Source organism: Marinovum sp. (assembly GCF_048263515.1).
In the GTDB taxonomy this organism is placed as follows: Bacteria; Pseudomonadota; Alphaproteobacteria; order Rhodobacterales; family Rhodobacteraceae; genus Marinovum.
On the sequence record NZ_JBLXEC010000019.1, the window covers coordinates 22,465 to 43,689 of the forward strand.

The following is a 21,225-nucleotide window of genomic DNA, read 5'->3' on the forward strand; positions in this document are numbered from 1 at the left end:
TTGTCGGAAATTCCGGCTTCAAACGGAGCGATTCTTCGGGAGTAAGGTGGAACTGGCCAACAAATCACTTGAACAGGCCCCGGATTCAGGCTGAGCTTGCCATCAGGCGGCAGGCCCCCCGGGGATGCCCGACATTTGAAACATGAGGATTTTTCCGATTATGGCAACAACCGTGACGATTGATGGACGCGTGATTGGCCCCGGCAATCTCCCCTATGTGATTGCCGAACTGTCGGGAAATCATAATGGAAGCCTGGACCGTACCCTGCGCCTCATGGAAGCCGCAAAAGAGGCCGGCGCTGACGCTGTGAAGCTGCAAACCTATCGCCCCGACACGATCACCATCGACCATGATGCCCCGGAGTTCGTTGTCAACGGCGGGCTCTGGGATGGACGCCGGCTTTACGAGCTTTACGAGGAGGCGCACACTCCCTGGGAGTGGCATGAGGAGATCTTCGCCCATGCCAGGAAGATCGACCTGACGGTCTTCTCCTCGCCCTTCGATCCCACCGCGGTGGAACTGCTGGAAGGCCTCGGGGCGCCGGCCTACAAGATCGCCTCTCCGGAACTGGTGGATCTGCCGCTGATCCGCTTGGTGGTGGCCACTGGCAAGCCCGTCATCATGTCCACCGGCATGGCGACGCTGGTCGAAATCGAAGAGGCCGTGACAGCCGCGCGGGAGGCGGGGTCGAAAGAGCTCGTCCTTCTGCACTGCACGGCAGCCTATCCCACACCACCGGCGGAGGCGAACCTCGCCACCATTCAGGATCTTGCCCGCCGCTTTGACGCGGTGGTGGGGCTGTCGGACCATACGCTGGGTACGGCCGTACCCACGGCCGCCGTGGCGCTGGGGGCACATGTGATCGAGAAGCACTTCACGCTGGATCGCAGCGAAGGCGGAGTCGATAGCGCATTCTCGCTGGAGCCAGAGGAAGTTGCCCGGCTGGTGACGGATGCGCAGGTGGCTGCCGCGGCCATCGGAGCGCCGGCCTATGCGCCGACCCGCTCGGAGGCTTCGAACGTGAAGAACCGCCGCTCGCTCTATGTGGTGGCCCCGGTGGCGAAAGGCGAGCCGCTGACGCCGCGAAACGTGCGGTCAATCCGCCCGGGCCTCGGGCTCAAACCGGGCCGGATCGACATGGTCTTGGGGCGGCGCGCGGCCCGTGATCTGGCCTTTGGCGAACCCCTGAGAGAAGACATGGTCGAGGGTGAGCTTGAGCCATGAGCCTTTCGGAGACGCCGGGGCCCGGCCCGGCACAGGGCAGAACGGGCCGCCGTCCGCTGATCGGGGCGACGACGGATGTCAGGTAAAAAACCTTCCAGCGGGTCTGCCGCCAGACCCGGGCCGGGTGGTTCGGACGCGACGGTGATGATCCTCGGGGCCGGCACGCTTCAGGCCCCCCTGTTCGACGCCGCCCGCGAGAGGGGGCTTCGGACCATAGCTGTCGATGCCAGGGAGGAGGCTCCGGCCTCCGCCCGCGCCGATTTTTCCTACCGGTGTGACCTGGCGGATTTCGATGCCTGTCTCCGGATCGCGCAGCACCATAAGGTCGCCGGCGTCATCGGGTTTGCCGTGGAATATCCGCTGCCCACTCTTGCGCGCCTCTCTGCGCATCTTGACCTTGCCGGACCGTCTCCCGAAGCCGTGCGGCGGGCGACGGACAAGGCAGCCATGCGCCAGGCCTTCGCAGCGGCGGGTGTCGCCAGCCCCCTTTCCCTTCCAGCGCGCACGGTAGAAGAGGCGCGCGCGCGCGTCGCGGAGCTGCGGGACGTGAGCTCGCACGTGATCCTGAAGCCCGCCATTGCCAGCGGCGGGCGCGGGGTGACCCAGCTTCCCGGCACCGCCCCCGCCACAAAGGTTGCCGAAGCGTTCGAGCGCGCGCGCGCACATTCGCGATCGGGGACGGTTCTCGTCGAGGAATACGCCTCAGGCCCCGAGTTCTCGGTGGAGGCCGTCACATGGAATGGCCGCACGGAGATCGTTGCGGTCACGGACAAGGAGACATCCGGACCGCCGTACTTCGTCGAGACCGGGCACAGCCAACCGTCACAGGCCTCCGCCGATGTCGTGGCTGCGGTTGGTGCGGCCGCTGTCGCAGCCGTGGCCGCATTGGGCATCGACTGGTGCGGGACACATACCGAAGTCCGGTATTCTCCGGCCGGGCCACGGGTGATCGAAACGGCGGCCCGATTTGGAGGCGGATTGATCTCTTCGCATCTGACCCCCCTGTCGACCGGCGTCTCCCTCGTGGAGGCGGCTTTGGATCTGGCGCTGGGGCAGCCACCGGACATCGCGGTCCAGAAACATCGCGGCTCGGCCATCCGCTTTCTGCGACCGGCCGCCGGCTTGGTTCGCAGGCTGCAGGGGCAGGCGCAGGCGCAGGCGCAGGCCGGTGTCGTCGAGGTGGAGGTCACCGTGCAGGAAGGCGACAGGGTTCGCGAGCTGGTGGACGGCACCGCCAGGGTCGGTCACGTCCTGGCCGAGGGGCCTGATGCCGCAGCGGCAATCGCGGCGGCCGAGACGGCACGGGACATGATAACCCTCGAGACCGAGATCATCGAATAGGCCCGGACCATTTCCGACCAAGGATCAGACCCATGGATTTCTTCGATTCCCTCGTTCACCCGACGCCGGACGGCCAATGGCTTCAGACACCGTTCGATGCCCGGTTGGACCGGCTGATCCGGGATATGGAGGACGGGGGGGTCGATCGCGCCTGCCTGGTCGGGATCGCCGAGGTGATGCGAAACGAGGACGTCCTGCAGATGGCGCGGGCGCATCCCGGCAGGCTCGTCCCCATCGCCGGTTTCAACCCCGCCTCCTTCGACACCACCGACGCGGTGAAGGCGGCGGTGGCGGAGATCGCCCGCGCCGGCTTTGCCGGGATCAAGCTGCACTGTCGGTTCAACCGCTACGATCCCCTGGATGCGCGCGCGCTGGCGGCTGTGGACGCGGCCGGCGCGTGCGGATTGCCGGCCTTCGTCTGCACCCTCTTTCGACAACCGACCCGCGTCACCCTGCACCCGGCCGACATCGTCGACCGGCTTGCGAAGGCCTGCCCGAAGACCAGGATCGTCCTGTTGCACGGCGGCGCATCCTCGCTTCTTGACCTGTTCGAACTGGGCAGGATGCACGACCATCTCATCATCGACCTCTCGTTCACGCTGCTGCGTTATGCAAACAGTTCGCTGGAGGCGGACATGCGGTTCATGTGCCGGAACCTGGACCAGCGCGTGACATTCGGGTCCGATTTCCCCGAATACATGCCGTCGGCGGCGAAGAAGAAGATCCTTGAACTGACCGAGGACCTGCCCGACGAGAAGCGCCGGGCGATCTTTCACGGCAATCTGGACCGGCTCTTTGCCAGCTGGTTCGAGCGCGCGCCCCGGTGACCCGGCCGCGCCCCAGGCCGCTCGACAGCGCTCGGTGATCTGCAGGGTGTTGCCGAACCGCGATGTGGCCCCGTCAGCAGCCTGCGGGGCCTTGGCAGGCAGCCGTCGAGCGCCGATTCCGGCTTGTCGGCTATCGCGCTGGCTTTGTGAGCTGAATCCTCTATGCAACAGATCAAAAAACGGTGTGCCGGGCGATTGCCTAATGACCTCCTTTCTGTCTTTAACTGAAAGAAAGTGACAGGGTCGTCTCAAAAAATTGTGCGACGCATGGCCCGAGACGTCATCCGAAGGAAGCGAAAGCCACAATGACCATGCTGTCTAATCGAATGACAAGATTCCTGACACTTGCCCTCCTTGTGACCGCGGTCGGCGCCTGCGGCCTGCCGCGCCCGGGTCCCCTCAAGGAGGAAGTTCTCAACGTCAAGCTTGATGAAGCCAGCAATACAGAAATTGTCGTGGTCAACAAATACGTTACCCGTGCGGTGGCACTTCCGCCCGAGAAGGGCTTTCCCGCCGCGCTGGTCAACGCCGGGCCTTCGGCCCCAGACCTGATCCGTCCCGGAGACACGCTGTCCTTCACCATCTACGAGAATATCGACGACGGTGTCCTGAGCCGGGGCGGCGCCGGATCCTCGAGCCTGCAATCGATCCAGGTGGACGACTCCGGTTTCATCTTCATTCCCTATGCCGGGCGCATCCGCGCGGCAGGCAATACCCCCGAGGCGCTGCGCCGGGTCATCACCAACAAGCTGGGGGCCCAGACCCCCGAGCCGCAGGTGCTGGTCCAGCGGGCCACGGGCGATGCCGCGACGGTCTCGATCCTCGGCGACGGCATCGCTACCCAGGGGGTCTATCCGATCCGACGCTCCAGCCGCAGTTTGATGGAAATGCTGGCCACCGCCGGCGGCGTCACGGCTCCGTTCGAAGTGGCGCGCATCACCGTGCTTCGGCGCCACACCAAAGGCGAGATCTGGTTCCAGGACATCTATGACCACCCGGAATACGACATTTCGCTGCACGCCGGCGACCGGGTGCTGGTGCAACGCGATCCTCGCATCTTCACGGTCCTCGGCGCGACCGGGGCGCAGGCAAACGTTCCCTTTGGAATGCGCCGTCTCTCCGCGCTCGAAGCGCTGGCCCAGGTCGGCGGGCTGAACGGATCGCTCGCCGATCCCTCCGGTCTCTTCGTGGTCCGCAACCAGGAGGCTGACGTCGCCCGCAAGGTGCTCGGACGCCATGTGACCGGCGAGACAACCATCATCTACGTCCTCGACCTGACCAAGCCGGACGGTATTCCTCTCGCCCGGGATTTCGAGATTCGCGATGGCGACACGATCTATGTGACCGAAGCTCCCTACGTGCAGTGGGGCAAGGCCCTCAGCGCGCTGGTCGGGACGATCGGTGCGGCGCAGACCACGGTCGGGGCGACCCAGACACTGGGCGCCGCGGCTGCCACGAACTGATTGGCGCCGATGGTTTGCGCTGGCTGTAACGCAGAGCCGGATGCCCTGCTGTCGCCCTCGAGTTCGAACGGCTGCAGAAATTGAGGCACGAAAGCGGCCAAGAAACGCGGGGCAATCGAACCGCTGTAGAAGTCACGCCGCGATAACGGAAAAAGGGGCGTCCGGAGGTTCGAAAACAGGTCTTCGAGACGCTGAACTTCTTTGCCAGGAGGGCTGACCGGTGTTCACGCCGGAGGGAGAGTTGATCTCCCATGACAGCTCGCATCTGACGCCGGTAGGCGCGCAGTATGTCGGTGGTGTCCTGTTCGGATCACGGCTCTGAGCTCCAGAGGCGCAGCTTGCGGCAGGTTCGCCGGCAGCCTCCGCAAACAGGGCGAGTGGCCCTCCCCTGTGAGGGCGCCCTCAGGAACCCGGGATGAACCGCGGTAACCGTGGAAGCAGCTCTTTCAGCAGGGCGTTCATCTCGGCCTCGGCCTCGGCCACCGGCTGCTCCTTCCGGAGCGGGCTGATCAGCCGGAGGATCGCCCCATCCGTGCGCCCCGCCACCAGCCCTCTGGTCAGGACGCTCACTTTCGCGGCCGTGTTTCTGGGCATGATCCGCCCCATATGGGTGAACCAGTAGTACACGAGCATCCTGTCTTCTCCGTGCTGGATGACCACCCGATTCACGTTGAACGCTGTATCGAGACCCAGATCGCCGGAGATGTCGGTGCGTTTCACCTCGGCGATCTCCCAGCCCGCGCCCGGCAGGCAGATCTCCGGGGTATGCTGCACGCCGTCCGCCGAGAGGTCCTTGTACCAAGCAGTGAAGAAATCGAGAGACGGTGCCGCAGCGGATCGGCTGAACTGGACCGCGAGATAATCATCGGCGGCCAGGCTTCTTTCCACCTCCGGTGAGAACCGTTGCTCCTCTCCGAGCTGGCGCCATTCGCCAAGCTGGCTGGGAAACAGAGCGAAACTGAACCGCTCAGGGGTGACCGGCGTGCGCTCGGGAAGCAACGGCCAAGCGCCTGCGGCAGCGATCATCAGGAGGGCAGCTGTGATCAGCGCAGCGGAGGGACGTACGAGCTTCAGCCGGGCAAACTGGGGCAGGACGTTTTCGGTATCGAGATCGAGTGCCTGGGTCAGGCTCATCTTGCGCGGGTTCAGTTTCAACAAGACCCAGGCGATGAGAAATAGCAGCAGCACGCTGGCCATAAAAATGACCCAGCCCTCGAAGAAATGGGTGAACCCCTCCAGCCATTCGGCGCCGAAATGCTGCATCAGGACCCCTGCCATGGCGATCCGGACCGAGTTCATGAAGACCGCGATCGGCGCCGCCGCCAGCAGAAGCAGGACCTTGTGCCATGTCGGGCCCTGGTAGAGGAAGGCGAAGATGTAGGAGAAGCTGAGGATCGGGAACAGGTAGCGCAGTCCGGAACAGGCCTCGGCGACATGCAGCTTCAGCACCCCGAGGTCGATGATATTGCCGTCGAGGAAGACAGGCACCCCGGCAAGCCGCAGAAACCAGACCCCGAGCTCGGAGGAAATGAGTTGCAGGACGGTGGAGACCTCGTAGTAGACCATTCCTGGCAGGGGCAGCATGAACACGAGGTGAAGCACCGGGGGCCAGAAATGTCTGCCGGTCCGCCAGCCGAAGCTGATCAGGAGCATCCCCCCGACCCAGATAATCATGGCATAGGCCACGAAACTGTCGGCATGCAGCAGGACGCCGGTCCCGGCGATCACCACCGAGGCCAGCACCACCACGAGGCCCGGCCAGCGATCGCGCTTTGGGCCGGGCTGGGGCGGATACTGCTTCAGCTCGCGCAGGAACATCAGCCCCGAGAGCACCGGGATTAGCGGACCATGACTGTATTCGGGCCGGCTCCAGGCATCGAGCAGGACATCGAAGCCGTCGCGAAAGAGCACCCCGGCCGCCAGCGTGATCACCGCTAGCCAGAAAAGCCCCCAGTTGAGCCGTCTGCCCGCAGGCCGGGTAAGATGTTCCTGGTCGGATATCATGGTCATTGCGCTGAATTCTTCTTGTTCAAATAAAGGCGACGGCAACTGTGCCTCCATCATGGCACTATGTACCGCGTCCCGTAAACGGAACTCTTCTGTTTCACGGAAGTGTCAGGAGGGCCGAGGGAGACCGGCTCCTGTGTCCTGCCTCCCCGGCCTGCCTCCGCCTGGCTGCGTCGCATGGACCTTGCCTCAAGACCGAAGCCCAGAGAGCGACGCGTTATTTCGCGGCGCGTCGGGTCCCAAGGCGAGGCTCAGGATGCATTGATTGACGTGACCGCGTGGTCCACCGCTCGGTTTCGAACCGTGACCCCCGTCACTGCACGGATATCGATGGCGCCTGACCCTAGCCAGATCACCAAGCAGTCCACCCTCCATCAACTGGAAGATTTACTCCGGTTACGTAGGAGGACGCGTCTGACGCAAGGAACGCGACGGGTCCGACCAACTCGCTCGGGCAGCCTATTCGCCCCATGGGAACCTTGGAAACAATTCTCTCCACCATCTCACTCGCCTCTGCCTGAGTCTTGGCTGAGGGAAACGGCCCCGGAGAAATCGAATTTACTCGGATACTATCTTTTGCAAACTCGCATGCAGCATACCTGGTGAATTGAATCAAAGCCGCCTTGGCTGCCCCATAAAACGGAGGGTTTGTGTTGCCGGGAGTGTCGTAGATCCTGTGATCCGGCGAAACCATGCCGTACATGGAAGCCACATTTATAACCGAAGCATATCCGTGCGTTTTCACAGAAACTCTGAACTTTGGAACAAGCTGTCTGAGCAGATTGGCGCTGGCCACAACCGATGACGTATAGCTTGCCAGGTAGTCTTCGCTACGTGCGCTTAAAACTGTACCTCCAATCCCTGCGTAAGCGTTATTCACCAATACGTCGACATGATCGATAGACTCGACGAAATCCCTCACGTCGGATTCGGAAGTGACATCAAAACATGCGACGCTAGCAATACCCCCACGCTCCTCTATGTTCTCAACAATAGAGGTGCACTCTCTCTCCTTCCTGGAATTCACAATTACATGCGCCCCGAAGGCACTTAATCCCAAAGCCAGTTCTCTTCCGATAAAACCTGTGGCGCCAGTAATGAGGATAGACTTGTTGGTCAAACCATACACTTCGGGCAATCTCCATTTTTCTTTAATCTACACGCGTACCACATGAGGCGGGCTTGGTGTCAACCTCGCTCTGGTGCGGTCTTGGGTTGGAACCTCCCGTCTTCAGAATGTCGTTTTTCTGGGTGCTTGGGGCCGGAAAGTCATTTGTCTTGTCCGGTTGCCGTCTTCTTATCCTGCGAATGCCTTCTCGGCATTCAGGCTCGCGGACCGCTCAGAAAATTCGAAAGGCCTCTCTGCGACATGAAAGACAACCTCTCCGCACTACCGGGCGATATCGACGCCCCCACAAGCTCACGCGCAACCTTTCGAGGTGCCTTGCTAGCTCCAATTCGATGGGTCAAGACGTGCCTCGTCCAAGACGGGTCTGGTTCGCCTGATGTATTGTAGCGCCTCGCCATCTAAGAGTGGCATGGCAATCGACTGCAGGCTATCGTAAAGGTGATCCTTGGAGTCAATCCCCACGACAACGGAATCAATCCAACTTTGGGAATTTACATAGCCAATGCAGAGATCAGACACAGACTTTTTGTTGAGTTCCCTGCAGGTCTCATCGAGCCAGTTGGTAACTTCCTCATAGTTCTCGATACCCGCTTTTGCCCAATCGCCCCCGTCTTTTGAGCACAGCAAGCCTTGGAGCAAAGCGCTTCTGGCGTGAATGATCAGTGATCTCTGTTTTTTGACTTGCTCAATGTCCTCGACCAATCCATCCCATCGATAATCCAGAATATTGAAAGGCATCTGTATTATCGAGACAAAGTCGCACTGAAGGGAATACTTCAACTCCTTGGGGGATTGAACTGAAACGCCAATATGGTCAATTACTCCCTCATCCTTAAGCCCTATCAGTTCGTCGACAATCGCAGCATCAGAAAGATGCACCGCGCGATGCAACATCAAGGTGTCGATACTGGAACATCTCAGATTGACACAGGAGTTCAGTACAGAATTCCGTACAGCAAGCCTCTTGTAACCTTCTTGACAACTTTCAGAGCATCCAGGTTCCTGAAGAGCCAGTTTGGTTATGATTTTTACGCGACTCGCCCACCCCCCTTGCAAGGCTCTCCCAATAACCCTTTCACTTTCTCCATATGCAGCAGCTGTATCCAAATATACAACACCGTCAGTTATTGATCGCCTAATGATATCTGTCGCTTCATTCGTATCCACCCGCCCTCTTCGATTGGTGATTCCGTATTTCGACCCAAATTGCGCAGTCCCGAGGGTCATCGGTTTCTCAGCGGGATCGCAATTCGGTCTGTATTTCATTTTCTCAAAGTTTTTAATTATCGACTGCGCGGGTGCGTTTACGACGTCGGAAATGCCGGAAAAGAGGCTGTGAACCGACGTGTAATCATCAAAGGTGTCAATAGTAACCCTGAGATTTCTATGCCCCCTCACATTCTGCGAAATGAACTTTTCGCTTTTACTGTTTCTATAGATGTAAGGGGTCACATGCTCCCTGTCAAAATCGTCCGCCGCGCCTGCATAAGCCTGCCTGATAGACTTCACGGTGGTTAATTCTGCTGAAACACCATAAGGCATATTTGAAATTTCTGGCACACAGGATAAAATCTCTGCGTCAGATCTTAAAAAAGCGCGCTCCATCTCATCGAGAAGCGCGCCATCCGGCAATACATTATCCGCGGTCAGTCTGAATACCAAAGTGTCATCGTTCTGACCCGAAAGGAACGCGTGAAAGCGCTCAAGAACATTGTTCAAGCTCCCTCGATAGAAGGCAAGACCATGTTCCCTGAATGTATCGCACAGCGCATCGTCGCTGTCGTCAATGGAAGTAAGTAAAGATACATCTTTTCCTGTATTCGCGGCCCGCAACGCTGCCAACACAGCGAGTGGATAACCGTGGATGGGCAACAGTGCTTTCCCAGGGAGCCTGCTGGACCCTAGCCTGGATTGAATAAGCACCAGGCTTGGTCTTTCGTTTTGACGCATTGGACTATCCGAATGAGGTTTGCGATATTGATCGGCTTGTGGGCTCAGGGCCCATAACCAGCAATTGACGCGTGCGACGCGGGCCAGTGCCGAGAGAAAGACCGTGGGGCCTCTCTCGTATCTGGTTGCCACACGCCGCCGGTCCTGTGGAATAGGAGATGTCTCTTGTCGTGCATGGATATCTCCCTGAGGTTGCCGACTGCACGTTGGGTCCGGTGGCGGCCGAATGCCTGCCCGTCCGGCGGCGGGTCAGTGGGGCGCGGGCGCCTCGGCGCGGCGGGGCTGCTCATGCTGCGGCGCCGGGCTGGCGATGCCGTTGTCCCTGGCCCAGAGCAGCAGCATCAGCAGCGCCCAGAGCGACTTGCCGGCATCGATGCGCCGGTTCTGGTGGCGCTGCCACAGCGCCGCGAGCTGCGCGCCATCGAGACCGAGCGCCGCGACCAGCGCCTGATCGCGGATCAACGTCACGCCCCAGGGCCGCAGGGCGCCGCGCAGCCAGTCATCGAGCGGCATGGCGAAGCCCTGCTTGGGGCGTTCGATCAGCGCCTGCGGGACATGGCGATACAGCAGCGCGCGCAGCAGTTTCTTGCCCTGGCGCCCGTCCACGTGCAGCCCGATCGGGATCTGCCGCGCCGCCTCTGCCACCCGCGCATCGAGAAACGGTGCGCGGGTTTCCAGCCCGACGCTCATCGCCGCGCGGTCCACCTTGACCAGGATATCGCCGGGCAGATAGCCGGTGGTGTCGCGCGCCATCATCCATTCCGCCATCTCCAGCCCGGACAGCTCCCGGGCCCGCGGGTCGCGGGGCGCCGGGGGCGCGGGGTCCAGAAGCAGGGTCTCGAGGGTCTGCCCGGTCGAGACCAAGGTCTGGTAGAACTCTTCGGCATTGCCCGCCGAACGCAGCGTCGCCGCCAGCTTCGGCAGGTTCTCCAGGGTGGTCAGCGGCAGGCCCAGTGCGGAGGTGGCATAGCGCGACATCCGCGGGCTGTGCATCCCCCAGCGCGCCGCCCCGGTGACGGCCCCGGCGCCGGCCTTGCGCAGGACCCGGGGCAGCTGCGTGACCTTCTCCCACAGCCCCGGCCCGCGGACATGACGGTTGTAGCCGCCGAAGACCTCATCCCCGCCATCGCCGGTCAGGGCGACCGTCACATGCTGGCGGGCCGAACGGCACAGCAGGGTCGTGGGGATCTGCGAACTGTCCGCGAAGGGCTCGTCATAGATACGCGGCAGATCCGCCACGATGGCCAGCGCATCCGCCTCTTTGAGGATGAACTCGGTGTGCTCGGTGCCGAGGTGCTCTGCCACGGCGGCGGCATGCGGGGCCTCGTTGAACCGCGCATCCTCGAAACCGATCGAGAAGCTCCGCACCTGCCGGTCGGATCCGGCCTGCATCAGGCTGGCCACCAGCGAGGAATCGACACCGCCGGAGAGGAAGCATCCGAGCGGCACGTCACTGATCATCTGATCGCTCACCACCTCCTCGAGCACCTGCTCGAGGCGGGCGACCGCCGCCCCCGGGTCGGTGACCGGGGCAGGCCGGCCGAACTGGGCCTCGATTTCGGCGTAACGGCGCGCCTCGGGCGCGGCCCCGGCACGCAGATCGAGGATGCTGCCGGGCATCACCTTGCGGACCCCTGACAGAATGCACAGGTGGTCGGGGACATAGCCGTACCTCAGATAGGCGGCGAGGGCGGCGGGATCGATCTGCGGGTCCAGCCCGCCTGCGCGCAGGGCCCGCAGCTCCGAGCCGAAGCTCCAGCCCCCGGCCTGCTCTGCGACATAGAGCGGCTTTTCCCCCATCCGGTCGCGCGCCAGCGACAGCCTCTGGCTCTGACGGTCCCAGAGCGCCAGGGCGAACATCCCGCAAGCCGTCGCGAGCGCAGGCTCGAGCCCCCATGTGGCAATCGCCATCAGCAGGGTTTCCGTGTCGGAATGGCCGGTCCAGGCAAGCCCCGGCACCGCCTCCGTCAACCGGGCGCGCAGCGCCAGGTGGTTGTAGATCTCGCCGTTGAAGACGATGACATAGCGGCCGCAGGGCGAATGCATCGGTTGCGCCCCCGAGGGGCTCAGATCGAGGATCGACAGCCGCCGATGGCCGAGCGCCACCCCGGTGCTCTCTTCCAGCCAGTAGCCCTCTGCATCGGGGCCGCGATGGGCAATCGCCCGGGTCATCGCCTGCAGCTTGTGACGCGCCTTCGCAGCCGCGTCAAACGGGTGGAAGGTCACGAAACCCGCTAGTCCACACATGCCGGAGGTCTCCCAGTTGCTGGCCGTGACAGAAGCGCGTCACAGGCGGCGCGGTAATCGTCCTGAAACAGATCGGCCCCGGCCCATCGGGCCGCGGCACGGTCCGAAAGCGCACGCCAGGACGCGGGATCGTCGATGAGGGCGGTGACCCGCCGGGCGGTGTCTTCCGGGGTGGTGACATGCAGGCCGGTCACGCCATCCTGGCAATAGGAGGGGATTTCGCCCACCGGCGTCACCACCGGCACCAGGCCGACCGCCATCGCCTCGATCACCGACATGGCCATGCCCTCGAAATGGCTGGTCTGCAGGTAGAAGCTGTAGTCGCGGGCGCGCGCCAGCAGCGCCTCCTGCGGCAGAGGTCCGGGAATGCGCACCGCCTCGTCCAGCCCGAGGGCGTGCGCCTGCGCCTGCAGCCCGGCCAGCGCCCCGCGATCGGGGCCGAAGATGTCAAAGCGCGCGCCCGGCACCCGCTTGCGGATCGCGGCAAAAACCTCGAGCGCCCGCCCGAGGTTCTTTTCCGCCTGCAGCCGCCCCCAGTAGATGAACCGCGGCGCGATGGCGCCGGTGCCGGCCTGCGGCGGCGCCCGCCGGTCCAGGCCGGGCGGGCGCCGGGTCAGAAACGACAGCACCCGCGCCCGTCCCCGCGCCGCGGCCGGCACGCGGGCTTCCAGCGTTGTCGGGGAATCCGCCCAGATCTCGTCGGCCAGATACATCGCGGCCCGGTTCAGCAGCCGATCCGGCAGGTGAACATCGACCGCGGAATGCAGGAACAGCACGGTCCGGGTCCGGGGCCGCAGGAGCTTGAGGGCGATGACCGTCGGGCAGCTGCGCCAGAGCGAGGCCACCACCAGATCGGCGCGGCTTTGCAGCGCGAACCGCAACAGCTTCCAATGCGCCACCGGGTGATTGACCGAGACGGCCGGCCCGTGCCAGTCCTCCGGAAACACCTCGACGGCGGAATGGCTCACCAGATAGGCCCGCCGGAACCGCACCGCCCCGGCGCGGCCGTCCCAGCGGGCCGGGACGGTGCGCGCCGCGGTTTCCACCCCGCCGACCGTGTCATAGGGGATCAGGTGAAGGACCTCGGGCATCACCCGCCGGCCCGGGCGCGGATGAGCCCTTCAGTGAGCGCCTCATAGGCCTGCGCCGTCCGCTTCGCATCATACTGGCTCAGCGCGCGGGCCCGGGCCGCCGCCCCGAGGCGCCGGGCCTCCTCGGGCGCGTCCAGGAGGCCGGCGATCGCCGCCTGAAGCGCCGCCGCATCGCGCGAGGGATAGAGCAGCCCGACATCGGGCGTGACCATGTTGGTGACCCCCGAGACCGCGCCGGCAATCACCGGCAGCCCCACTGCCATCGCCTGCATGATCGAATTGCTCATGGTCTCGCCGAGGCTCGCGTGCACGTAGATGTCCAGTCCGCGCAGCAGGTCGCGCACCCCGTCCGCGCCCAGCGTGCCGTGCAGGGTGACCCGGTCCTGCAACCCGCGCCGCGCGATCTCGGCCTCCAGCCCGGACCGGGTGGTGCCGTCCCCGGCGATCTCGAGCCGGGCGTCCAGCGCCGGGCGCGCCGCGCAAAGCCGGTCGAAGGCATCGATCAGGGTCAGGTGATCCTTGTTGGGCTGCAGCCGTGCCACCATGCCCAGACGCACCACCGGCCCGGCCAGAAGCCGCTCCGCCCCTCCGGGCGCGGGGCTGAAGGCCTCGATATCGAGGCCGTTGCCGATGATCCGCACCTTGCCCGGCCGGTGCAGCCGCCGCAGCTTGGCCGCCGCCGTCTGCGCGGCATCCTCGGTGAGATGCACGATCGCATCGACGCTGGCATGGGCCACGGCCAGCGATCCCCAGTCCTTGGCCGACTTCGTGGACTGCGGCTCGGTCTCACGCACCAAGACCACCGCGCGCGAGCGGTTCCAGACCACCGAGGGGATCGTCGCCAGCCCATGGACGAAGACCAGATCGGGGTCGGTCTCGAAGATCGCCCGGCGCAGGGCCTTGTAAAAGGAGACATAGCCCCGGCCGGGCTGCTTGGGCACGTAGCGCCAGGCCATCCCCCGCTGGTCGAGGCGCGTGACGTAATCCTGCAGCGGCGGTTCGACGCCGGTCAGCAGGACCAGATGCTCCGCATCGGCATAGAACCCCGCGTCCAGCATGCCGAACATGACAGCGCCATGCCCGCCCAGTCCCGAATAGAGGACATGGACCACGCGCCTCGCTTTGTCTTTTCCCGTCATTGATGGCCTTCTCAGAAAGTTCCGCGGTTACACGATGGGGATCACAGGGCCGGAGGGGGGCTTTGCACCTTCCAAGGCGCGCCGGGTCATCTGCATGGGGTCTCCGATCCCTCCGAAACCATGCCTGATATCCGGGTCACCGCAGCCGCCGCCTGGCCGTCAGGGCCAGCCGCAGCGGCAGGCCGAGCGGTGCTGCCAGGGCCGCGGGCCAGGCGCGTACGCAGGCCTGATCGAAGCCGATGATGCGCGCAGCATTGGCGGACACGAACTGGCCGAGGGCATCGATCTCGTCCAACGTCATGTTGTTCAGATGCAGGCACATCGTATAGGTGCCGAGCCCGAAATGCACCGGGCGCTCGAAGAGCTGCGGCACGAACCGCAGACCGCCCGCCTGCCAGGGAAACAGCCCGTAGCCATCGGTCACCGTGGCAAAGCCCAGGGAGTTCAGGGCCCGGAGCGTCGCCCTGTCGTAGCTGTGAAACGGCGCCATGAAGACATCCGTGGCAAGGCCCTCGCCGGCCAGTATCCTCTGCCCCGCGGCCAGGTCGTCGTGCTGCGCCGCGAGCGGCCGGCCGGCGAATTCACTGCGCGGCGAGATGCCCAGCACCCCTCGCGCGCCGGTGTGGATCAGGTGCCGGTAGCCATGTTGCGAAATCGCCCAGCCCTGTGCCTGCAGGGCGCGCATCTGCGCCCAGAAGGCGGGGTCGGGGGCGTCGATCTCGAGGTCGGGGTCGCGGTTGTCCGGCACGATCCCGAGGAGCGGCCGCACATCCGCGGCCGCGAAATGCGCCCGGGCCCGGGCGAATTTCTCATGGTCCATCGTCGGACAGATATCATCCAGCCGAATCACGAAACGTGCCATCACAAGCGCCCTTTCACCCGGTCTGATCCCGCAGCACCGCGTCGATCCGTTCGAAACAGGCCCTGTAGACGGCTTCCGGCGCGCCTTGGGGGTCATGCAGCTCGCCCGAGGCCTCCACCGCAAGATCGTCGAACAGCAGGATCTGCGACCGAAGCGCGGGGCAGAGCCTCAGCGCATCCGCCCGGGTCCGGTGATCGAAGACGACGACACGCGCGCCTTCGGCGAGAAAGCCCTTGCAGCTGTGCAGGTTGGTGGACCGGTGCGCGGCGCCGTCCCGGCCGGTCTCGGCAAGAAACCGGGCCGCCGCCGGGCTGATGCCCCGGCCCTGAAACGGCAGCACGCCGGCAGAGCGGACCCTGCCGAACCCCGCCTCCCGGAACAGGATCTCCGCCACCGCGCTGCGGTTGATATTGCCCTGGCACAGGAACAGAAGCGGCTCCTGCGGGTCGAGGCGCCGGAAGCGGTGGCGATGGCCGAGGCGCGCCCTGGTGATCCCCACCGCCAGACCGCCTCGGCGGCCCAGCCGGGCCAGTACCGGGTTGAACTGTCCCAGGGCCGGCAGGGGATCGTCGCCCTGTTCGATGTCGAGATGTTCCCGCTTCAGAAGCGCGCGGGGCCCGGCCGCCAGCCAGTCGAGCAGCGGCGAGTTGCGCCCGGCCCAGCGGCGGCGCTGTCCGACGACCCAGCGCAGGTCGTTCTTGAGATTGCGCACCCGCACCGGGCGGTCACTGCGGATCAGCGTCTCCGGCAGCGGCAGGCCCAGCGTCTGGGCCACCGCGAGCGCCGGGAAATCCACTCCGGCGCGGATCGCCGTCTCGATCGACCCCCAGGGGCGGCAGTTCATCTCCATGATCGCCCGCCGCGCCCCCTCCTGCTTGAGCTCGACCATCATCAGCCCCGACCAGCCCAGCCGGGCGGCAATCTCGCGCGCCAGCCGCACATCGGCCTCGGGCACCGGCATGTTGCAGCGAAAGCTGCTGCCGCCACCCTCAGGGGGCTCGTGCAGACGACGGTTCATGCTGACGGCCACCAGCCGGCCCTGATCGGCCAGCAGGTTCAGCCCGACACCCTGCCCCGCCACCGGTTTCTGGACCAGAACCGGCAGCCGCGGCAGGTCTTCCGAGAGCTTCCGCTCGAGCTGCGCAGGGGTTGTGCATTTCTTCACCTCGAAGGTGTTGATGAAACCGTCGGACAGCAGGCAACTGCGCACCGGCTTGGCATAGACCGGTCCGGCGGCCAGAAGATCGAACCCGGGCCCCGGATCCATGCCCTGCGCCAGCAGCACGCCCTCGGGCGCCTGCAGCCCGACCTGCCGCGCCAGACCCAGGGCCTCGGCCTTGTCCACCGCCAGACGATAGGCCTCGGGGTCCGGGCCGACGATCGCCGTGCGCGCGGACAGGGCTGCATGGTCCGCGTAGACCAGTTCGCAGGCCATGTCGGTGATCGGAAAGACCGCATCATAGGCGGTCGCCTCCAGATGCGCGCCGAGCCGGTCGCGCACCGCGGCGGTCTCGGTCACCGGCGATCCGAAATGGAACCGCCTGCGGCAGTAGCGCGAGAGTTCCGCCGGCTGGCGGAGCCGGTCGAAGGCCAGGATCTCGACGATGGCGCCGCGCCGGCCCAGCGACCGGCAGACCGACAGGGCGGCCCGTTCGTTGCTGCCAAGCAGCAGGATGCGCCGGCCGGACAGGGAGAGCTCAGTCATCAGCCAGGCTCATCCTGCGGCGGTTGCTTCCTGGTCTTGCGGGTCCGGTCGCCGATCACCCGCGCCGGCACGCCGGCCAGAATGGCATTGTCGGGAAAGCTGCAGGTGACCACCGCATTGGCCCCGATCCGCACGCCATCGCCCAGGCGGATGCCGCCGAACAGCTTGGCCCCCGGGCCGATATAGACATCGTCGCCGAGATGCGGGGCCTTGCCGTTCTTCAGCCCGATGTTGACGCAGACATTGATATGCGCGCCCGCCCCGAGACGCGCCTCGGCGCTGATCACGATCGTGCCCCAGTGGTTGAGCCGCAATCCCGGACCGCAGGTATTGGGCGGAATGGTGAAGCCGAGGTATATCGACAGCAGGCGGAAATAGACGAGCAGGAGGGCCCGTTCGAGGCGCCCGAGGGGCCCCGGGGGGCAGTTTTTCCGATATTCGACCCGGCGCAGCACGCGCAGGAAGTGAACCGTCGGATGGCGCAGCCCCATGCCGAACCGCCAGCCGGCCAGCCTGGCGGCCTCGAGATCGGCTTTGACCCAGGCGCGGTATGCCTCTTTCGAACGGATGAGAGGGGCCTGCTGCATCACCGCACCCCGCGTTGCCGCCCGGCCAGATACTGCCCCAGCGTCGGATGATACCATTGCCGTCCCGCACCGGCGGTCGTCACCGGCTCGGGCAGCCCCTGCCCCGTGCCGAGCCCTTGCAGGACCGCGACCAGCGCCGGCAGCGCGGCGGCCAGCTGAAGCAGCGGATAGGTCACGAAACTGTCTTCCGGGGCGGGCGCCGGGCGGAGATGCGCCAGCACCGCACCGGTATCGACACCGGGATCGACCAGATGCAGCGTCGCGCCGAAGTCCTGCGGGCGCCCTGACCACAGCGCCCAGTAGCCGCCATGCACGCCGCGGAACTCCGGGGTGATCCCGGCGTGGATGTTCAGCACCGGCACGCCGGCGGCCTGCAGCACCTCGGGCTTGACGATGCGGGTGCCGCTGAGCACCACCGCCTGCGGCGCAAGCCGCTGCAGGAGAGTGCGGGTCTCGGGCGCATTGACGGAGGCAATCTCGATCATCCGGTCCGCCGGCAGGGGGTCGGCGCGCAGCCCGTGGGCGCTGCGGATCGCGGCCAGCCGCGCGCCGGCGCGGCGTCGCAAGGGCGGCAGGACCAGCGCCATGAACAGCAACTGGCCGACCACCGCACGCCAGCCCAGCCGGCGGGCCCGCCCGCGCAGCAGGGCCCGCCGGGACTGCGCCGGTTCGATCAGGACGGCCAGGGGCGAAAGCCCGGCATCCTCTAGGTAATTGACCAGGATGTCGGTGGGCGGGCCACCGGAGGCCAGAACCACCAGCCTCATTCGCGGCCTCCGCTCTCGGCCATGCAGCGTGACACCATCCCGTAGTCGCCCTGCAGGCGCTTGAAATGCGCGATGAGCCGGTCGAGGCCGGCCAGGTTGGCCTCGGTCTCGGCACCGAAATTATGCGGATGCCACCACAGGTGAAACCCGGCCCCGCTGCGCGCCGCCCGGGTCATCGCGCGTTCGATCACCGACAGGTGGCGCGGGTGGAGCGCCGCCAGACGCCCGGCGCGGGGCCGCAGAAAATGGCTGGCCGGCACGTTGTCGCCCCCGGGGCGGTAGAGATGCGGCCCGAGCACCCCGGTATGGGCATCGAGCAGGCGCAGGGCGCGGCGCGGCAGGGTCTGCCCCGGGCCCGCCGCCGGACGATAGGCCCAGGCCTGGGGCGTGCCGCGATAGCGGCGGATGCCCCGGGGCCGGAGGGCGTCAAGATGCGCCGCGGCATATTGGTTGCGCGGAAAGACGATCGACCGCAGCGTGATCCCGCGCCGGGCCGCCACCTTGCAGGCCGCATCGAGATCGGCGACGAAGCTTTCGAGACTGGCGCCGGCCTCGAGGCCGTAGAAATGCGACATCGTGTGGGTGGCGATCTCCTGGCCCGGACAGGCGGCGATCCGGGCCACCAGAGAGGCCGCGAAATAGCAGGGGTCGAGGGCCTCGTCGCGGCCGATCTCGTCGAGGTAGCGGTAATTCGACAGCGCCGCATTGGCATAGCGCGGCCGCAGCTCCTCGGGCGGCAGGGCCTCGAGCAGCTCCTCGCGCGAGCCGCAGAACAGCGCGCCGACCGTCGCCCAGGTGGCGGCGATCCCGTGCCGCTCGAAACGCGCCAGCATCTGCGGGATCGCCTCCCGCCCGCCAAGGATATGCCGGCCATAGCTTTCCCGCGTGGCGTGATCGCGCACCCCCCAGAGCAATTCGAAATCCAGCGAAAGAACCAGCTCGCCGCCGCTCATGGCCGGGCGGACCCCGCTGTCAGACCCAGCACGTCACACCAGGCCCCGACCACCGCATCGGGCGCATAGCGCTGCATGACCTCCGGGGCGGCCGCCGCCAGCCGTGTCCGGAGCGGGGCATCGCCCATCACCCTGTCGAGGGCGTCGGCCAGGGCCTCGACCGTCATGTCGCGAACCAGAACCCCGTCGACCCCGTCCTGGATGATTTCCTCCGGCCCGGTGTCACAGGTAAAGGCCACGCAGGCCCGGCCGGCCCCCATTGCCTCGACCAGCACGTTCGGAAAGCCCTCGAACCGCGAACTGAGCACGAAGACATCGGCCGCGGCATACCAATCCGGCATGTTGCCCAGGTGGCCTGGCAGATGCACCCGGTCGGACAGCCCCGCCTGCGCGGCGGCATCGAGGATATCCTGACCGGATATCCCTTCCTCGACACGGCCGGGCAGGAGGCCGGGAATGGCCAGATCCCAGTCCGGATGTCTGCCGGCAATGCGGGCAAAGGCTGCCAGAAGCAGGTCAAACCCCTTCTGATAGGGTTTGGTCCCCACCGCCAGCAAGAGCCTGCGCCCCTGGCCCAGACAGGCCTGCGGAGAGACCACCGGCGGCCCCGAGGGCAGGCGGGGCTGCACCGCGTTGGGGATGATGGTGACGTTCCGGCTGCCGGTTTCGCGGCGCAACCAGTCGGCGATCGGCTGCGTCTGGACAACCTGCGCATCGGAGAACCGATAGACCAGGCGGCGCAGGGTGCTCCATATCCGGTCCTGCTTGCGATGCCAGGGAGCATTGCGTTCCGACACAACCACCCGCGTCCCTGTGCCGAAGCCCGAGACCACCGCCATGACCGATTCATGCGGCATCATCGCCAGCATCGCCGTGACCCGGTGCCGTCGCAACACCCGGCGCACTTGCCGGCAGCGGCGCAGGTTGATGAGCAGCTTGCCTGGCAGGCTGTTGCGTCCCTGGTCGAAGCCCACGGTCTCGCGCGCGATCCCCTCGGGCAGGGTGAAGAAGTCGCTCTCGGGAGAGGAATGCGTCAGCACGACCACATCATGCCCCAGGCGCTGCAGTTCGCTAGCCAGCCACACCGTGACACGCTCGGCCCCGCCCGCCTTGAGCGTCCCGATGAACAGGCAGACGCAGGGCCGCGCCGTGCTCATGACGCGTCGCCCTTCTGCGGCCGAAGCAGGCGCACGGCGATGCGCCGGGGCCATCCGACCATCCGTTTTGCCAGATACATCAGCCAGTCCCGCCGCTTGGCGAAGGAATAGCGGTGAAAGTGGCAGATCCGCGGCCGGGCCTCGCGCTTGCGCCACAGCCACAGGGTCTTCGGATAGCGGATGTTGTATTCCGGCGGCAGCGTGGCCAGCCGCAACTCCGACCGCCAGAGCAGCTCGCGCAGCGTGACCTGATCCTTGCGAAAGCCCGCCGCCTTGTAGCTGTCCGACCAGTCCTGCAGCAGCGCCCGGGTCCGGGCGTTGCGCCGCACCACGATGACGCCGGTGTTGAACTGCGGAAAGGCGTCGGGCAGCGCCCGGGTCCAGACCGCGCGGGTGGCGTGGCGGTTGCGGGCATGGGCATGGGCCATGGCCATGTCGAAGCGTTCGAGCAGCTCGAAGAGCTCGCTCACATCCTCGAGCACCCGGATATCGGCATCGAGAAACAGCGTGTGTTCGAAGGGCGATTTCATCAGGCAATCGACCTTCGAGCGGTGATGGGCGGAGGCAAGCTCGATCACCGGGTCGAACACTGCGCTCACCGGATGACCGAGCTTGCCGGCATCGGTGAACAGCGCGATGGGCAGATCCGGCATATGCGCGCGCACCGACCGGGCGGCCGCCTCGGCGCAGGCGATATAGCCTGCGCCGGTGGCGACGAAGACCACCCCGCGGGAGGGCAAGGGCCGCCGGAGGCCGTCAGGGGGGAGCGGAGCTT

At 65.5% G+C, this 21,225-nt stretch carries 17 protein-coding genes; 4 read left to right on the forward strand and 13 right to left on the reverse strand.

Features of this window, described 5'->3' with window-relative positions; genetic code table 11:
- Nucleotides 1–160 precede the first annotated feature (160 nt).
- The 4 genes from pseI to ACN0SE_RS15985 all read left to right on the forward strand — a co-directional run bounded on the left by pseI (nt 161) and on the right by ACN0SE_RS15985 (nt 4,856).
- Nucleotides 161–1,225: a pseudaminic acid synthase gene (gene pseI / locus ACN0SE_RS15970; RefSeq protein ID WP_417525531.1), complete on the forward strand. Its 1,065-nt coding sequence runs from the start codon at nt 161–163 to the stop codon at nt 1,223–1,225.
- 75 nt (nt 1,226–1,300) lie between these two features.
- Nucleotides 1,301–2,566 carry an ATP-grasp domain-containing protein gene (locus ACN0SE_RS15975; RefSeq protein WP_417525532.1) on the forward strand — a complete coding sequence of 422 codons (1,266 nt, stop codon included), beginning with the start codon at nt 1,301–1,303 and terminating at the stop codon, nt 2,564–2,566.
- A 32-nt stretch (nt 2,567–2,598) separates the two neighbouring features.
- The gene (locus ACN0SE_RS15980) at nt 2,599–3,393 is read left to right on the forward strand and encodes an amidohydrolase family protein (RefSeq protein ID WP_417525533.1); all 795 of its coding nucleotides are present in this window, start codon (nt 2,599–2,601) and stop codon (nt 3,391–3,393) included.
- Between the two features lie 305 nt (nt 3,394–3,698).
- The gene (locus ACN0SE_RS15985) at nt 3,699–4,856 is read left to right on the forward strand and encodes a polysaccharide biosynthesis/export family protein (RefSeq protein ID WP_417525534.1); all 1,158 of its coding nucleotides are present in this window, start codon (nt 3,699–3,701) and stop codon (nt 4,854–4,856) included.
- A 402-nt stretch (nt 4,857–5,258) separates the two neighbouring features.
- Here ACN0SE_RS15985 and xrtD read toward each other — a convergent pair whose 3' ends face one another.
- The 13 genes from xrtD to ACN0SE_RS16050 form a co-directional block, all read right to left on the reverse strand.
- Nucleotides 5,259–6,866 carry a VPLPA-CTERM-specific exosortase XrtD gene (xrtD, locus tag ACN0SE_RS15990; RefSeq protein ID WP_417525535.1) on the reverse strand — a complete coding sequence of 536 codons (1,608 nt, stop codon included), beginning with the start codon at nt 6,864–6,866 and terminating at the stop codon, nt 5,259–5,261.
- A 349-nt stretch (nt 6,867–7,215) separates the two neighbouring features.
- Nucleotides 7,216–7,992: an SDR family NAD(P)-dependent oxidoreductase gene (locus ACN0SE_RS15995; protein WP_417525573.1), complete on the reverse strand. Its 777-nt coding sequence runs from the start codon at nt 7,990–7,992 to the stop codon at nt 7,216–7,218.
- Between the two features lie 318 nt (nt 7,993–8,310).
- The gene (locus ACN0SE_RS16000; protein WP_417525536.1) at nt 8,311–9,942 is read right to left on the reverse strand and encodes an aldo/keto reductase; all 1,632 of its coding nucleotides are present in this window, start codon (nt 9,940–9,942) and stop codon (nt 8,311–8,313) included.
- 249 nt (nt 9,943–10,191) lie between these two features.
- Entirely contained in the window at nt 10,192–12,189 is a 1,998-nt protein-coding gene (asnB, locus tag ACN0SE_RS16005; RefSeq protein ID WP_417525537.1) for an asparagine synthase (glutamine-hydrolyzing), read from the reverse strand.
- On the reverse strand, nt 12,177–13,280 hold the full coding sequence (locus ACN0SE_RS16010) for a glycosyltransferase family 4 protein (RefSeq protein ID WP_417525538.1): 1,104 nt from the start codon (nt 13,278–13,280) through the stop codon (nt 12,177–12,179). The genes asnB and ACN0SE_RS16010 overlap by 13 nt, the downstream gene beginning before the upstream one ends.
- Nucleotides 13,280–14,392 (reverse strand): glycosyltransferase, encoded by a 1,113-nt coding sequence (locus ACN0SE_RS16015; protein WP_417525539.1) that lies wholly within the window; start codon nt 14,390–14,392, stop codon nt 13,280–13,282. Before ACN0SE_RS16015 ends, ACN0SE_RS16010 begins: the two co-directional genes overlap by 1 nt.
- 163 nt (nt 14,393–14,555) lie before the next feature.
- On the reverse strand, nt 14,556–15,281 hold the full coding sequence (locus tag ACN0SE_RS16020; RefSeq protein WP_417525540.1) for a DUF2334 domain-containing protein: 726 nt from the start codon (nt 15,279–15,281) through the stop codon (nt 14,556–14,558).
- 13 nt (nt 15,282–15,294) lie between these two features.
- Complete coding sequence (locus tag ACN0SE_RS16025) at nt 15,295–16,986, reverse strand: ATP-grasp domain-containing protein (RefSeq protein WP_417525541.1); 1,692 nt, start codon at nt 16,984–16,986, stop codon at nt 15,295–15,297.
- Nucleotides 16,986–17,573: a serine acetyltransferase gene (locus ACN0SE_RS16030; protein WP_417525542.1), complete on the reverse strand. Its 588-nt coding sequence runs from the start codon at nt 17,571–17,573 to the stop codon at nt 16,986–16,988. The genes ACN0SE_RS16025 and ACN0SE_RS16030 overlap by 1 nt, the downstream gene beginning before the upstream one ends.
- Nucleotides 17,573–18,340: a formyl transferase gene (locus ACN0SE_RS16035; RefSeq protein ID WP_417525543.1), complete on the reverse strand. Its 768-nt coding sequence runs from the start codon at nt 18,338–18,340 to the stop codon at nt 17,573–17,575. Before ACN0SE_RS16035 ends, ACN0SE_RS16030 begins: the two co-directional genes overlap by 1 nt.
- Nucleotides 18,337–19,293: a polysaccharide deacetylase family protein gene (locus ACN0SE_RS16040; protein WP_417525544.1), complete on the reverse strand. Its 957-nt coding sequence runs from the start codon at nt 19,291–19,293 to the stop codon at nt 18,337–18,339. Before ACN0SE_RS16040 ends, ACN0SE_RS16035 begins: the two co-directional genes overlap by 4 nt.
- Nucleotides 19,290–20,450 (reverse strand): glycosyltransferase family 4 protein, encoded by a 1,161-nt coding sequence (locus ACN0SE_RS16045; RefSeq protein WP_417525545.1) that lies wholly within the window; start codon nt 20,448–20,450, stop codon nt 19,290–19,292. Before ACN0SE_RS16045 ends, ACN0SE_RS16040 begins: the two co-directional genes overlap by 4 nt.
- A complete protein-coding gene (locus ACN0SE_RS16050; protein WP_417525546.1) occupies nt 20,447–21,175 on the reverse strand; it encodes a putative nucleotide-diphospho-sugar transferase in 729 nt (242 codons plus the stop codon). The genes ACN0SE_RS16045 and ACN0SE_RS16050 overlap by 4 nt, the downstream gene beginning before the upstream one ends.
- Nucleotides 21,176–21,225 lie beyond the last annotated feature (50 nt).

Excerpts from the sequence above, each read along its gene's own strand:
- pseI (WP_417525531.1), top strand. The coding sequence starts at position 161 with ATGGCAACAACCGTGACGATTGATGGACGCGTGATTGGCCCCGGCAAT.
- ACN0SE_RS15975 (WP_417525532.1), top strand. The coding sequence starts at position 1,301 with ATGTCAGGTAAAAAACCTTCCAGCGGGTCTGCCGCCAGACCCGGGCCG.
- ACN0SE_RS15980 (WP_417525533.1), top strand. The coding sequence starts at position 2,599 with ATGGATTTCTTCGATTCCCTCGTTCACCCGACGCCGGACGGCCAATGG.
- ACN0SE_RS15985 (WP_417525534.1), top strand. The coding sequence starts at position 3,699 with ATGACCATGCTGTCTAATCGAATGACAAGATTCCTGACACTTGCCCTC.
- xrtD (WP_417525535.1), bottom strand. The coding sequence starts at position 6,866 with ATGACCATGATATCCGACCAGGAACATCTTACCCGGCCTGCGGGCAGA.
- ACN0SE_RS16000 (WP_417525536.1), bottom strand. The coding sequence starts at position 9,942 with ATGCGTCAAAACGAAAGACCAAGCCTGGTGCTTATTCAATCCAGGCTA.
- asnB (WP_417525537.1), bottom strand. The coding sequence starts at position 12,189 with ATGTGTGGACTAGCGGGTTTCGTGACCTTCCACCCGTTTGACGCGGCT.
- ACN0SE_RS16010 (WP_417525538.1), bottom strand. The coding sequence starts at position 13,280 with ATGCCCGAGGTCCTTCACCTGATCCCCTATGACACGGTCGGCGGGGTG.
- ACN0SE_RS16020 (WP_417525540.1), bottom strand. The coding sequence starts at position 15,281 with ATGGCACGTTTCGTGATTCGGCTGGATGATATCTGTCCGACGATGGAC.
- ACN0SE_RS16025 (WP_417525541.1), bottom strand. The coding sequence starts at position 16,986 with ATGACTGAGCTCTCCCTGTCCGGCCGGCGCATCCTGCTGCTTGGCAGC.
- ACN0SE_RS16030 (WP_417525542.1), bottom strand. The coding sequence starts at position 17,573 with ATGCAGCAGGCCCCTCTCATCCGTTCGAAAGAGGCATACCGCGCCTGG.
- ACN0SE_RS16035 (WP_417525543.1), bottom strand. The coding sequence starts at position 18,340 with ATGAGGCTGGTGGTTCTGGCCTCCGGTGGCCCGCCCACCGACATCCTG.
- ACN0SE_RS16040 (WP_417525544.1), bottom strand. The coding sequence starts at position 19,293 with ATGAGCGGCGGCGAGCTGGTTCTTTCGCTGGATTTCGAATTGCTCTGG.
- ACN0SE_RS16045 (WP_417525545.1), bottom strand. The coding sequence starts at position 20,450 with ATGAGCACGGCGCGGCCCTGCGTCTGCCTGTTCATCGGGACGCTCAAG.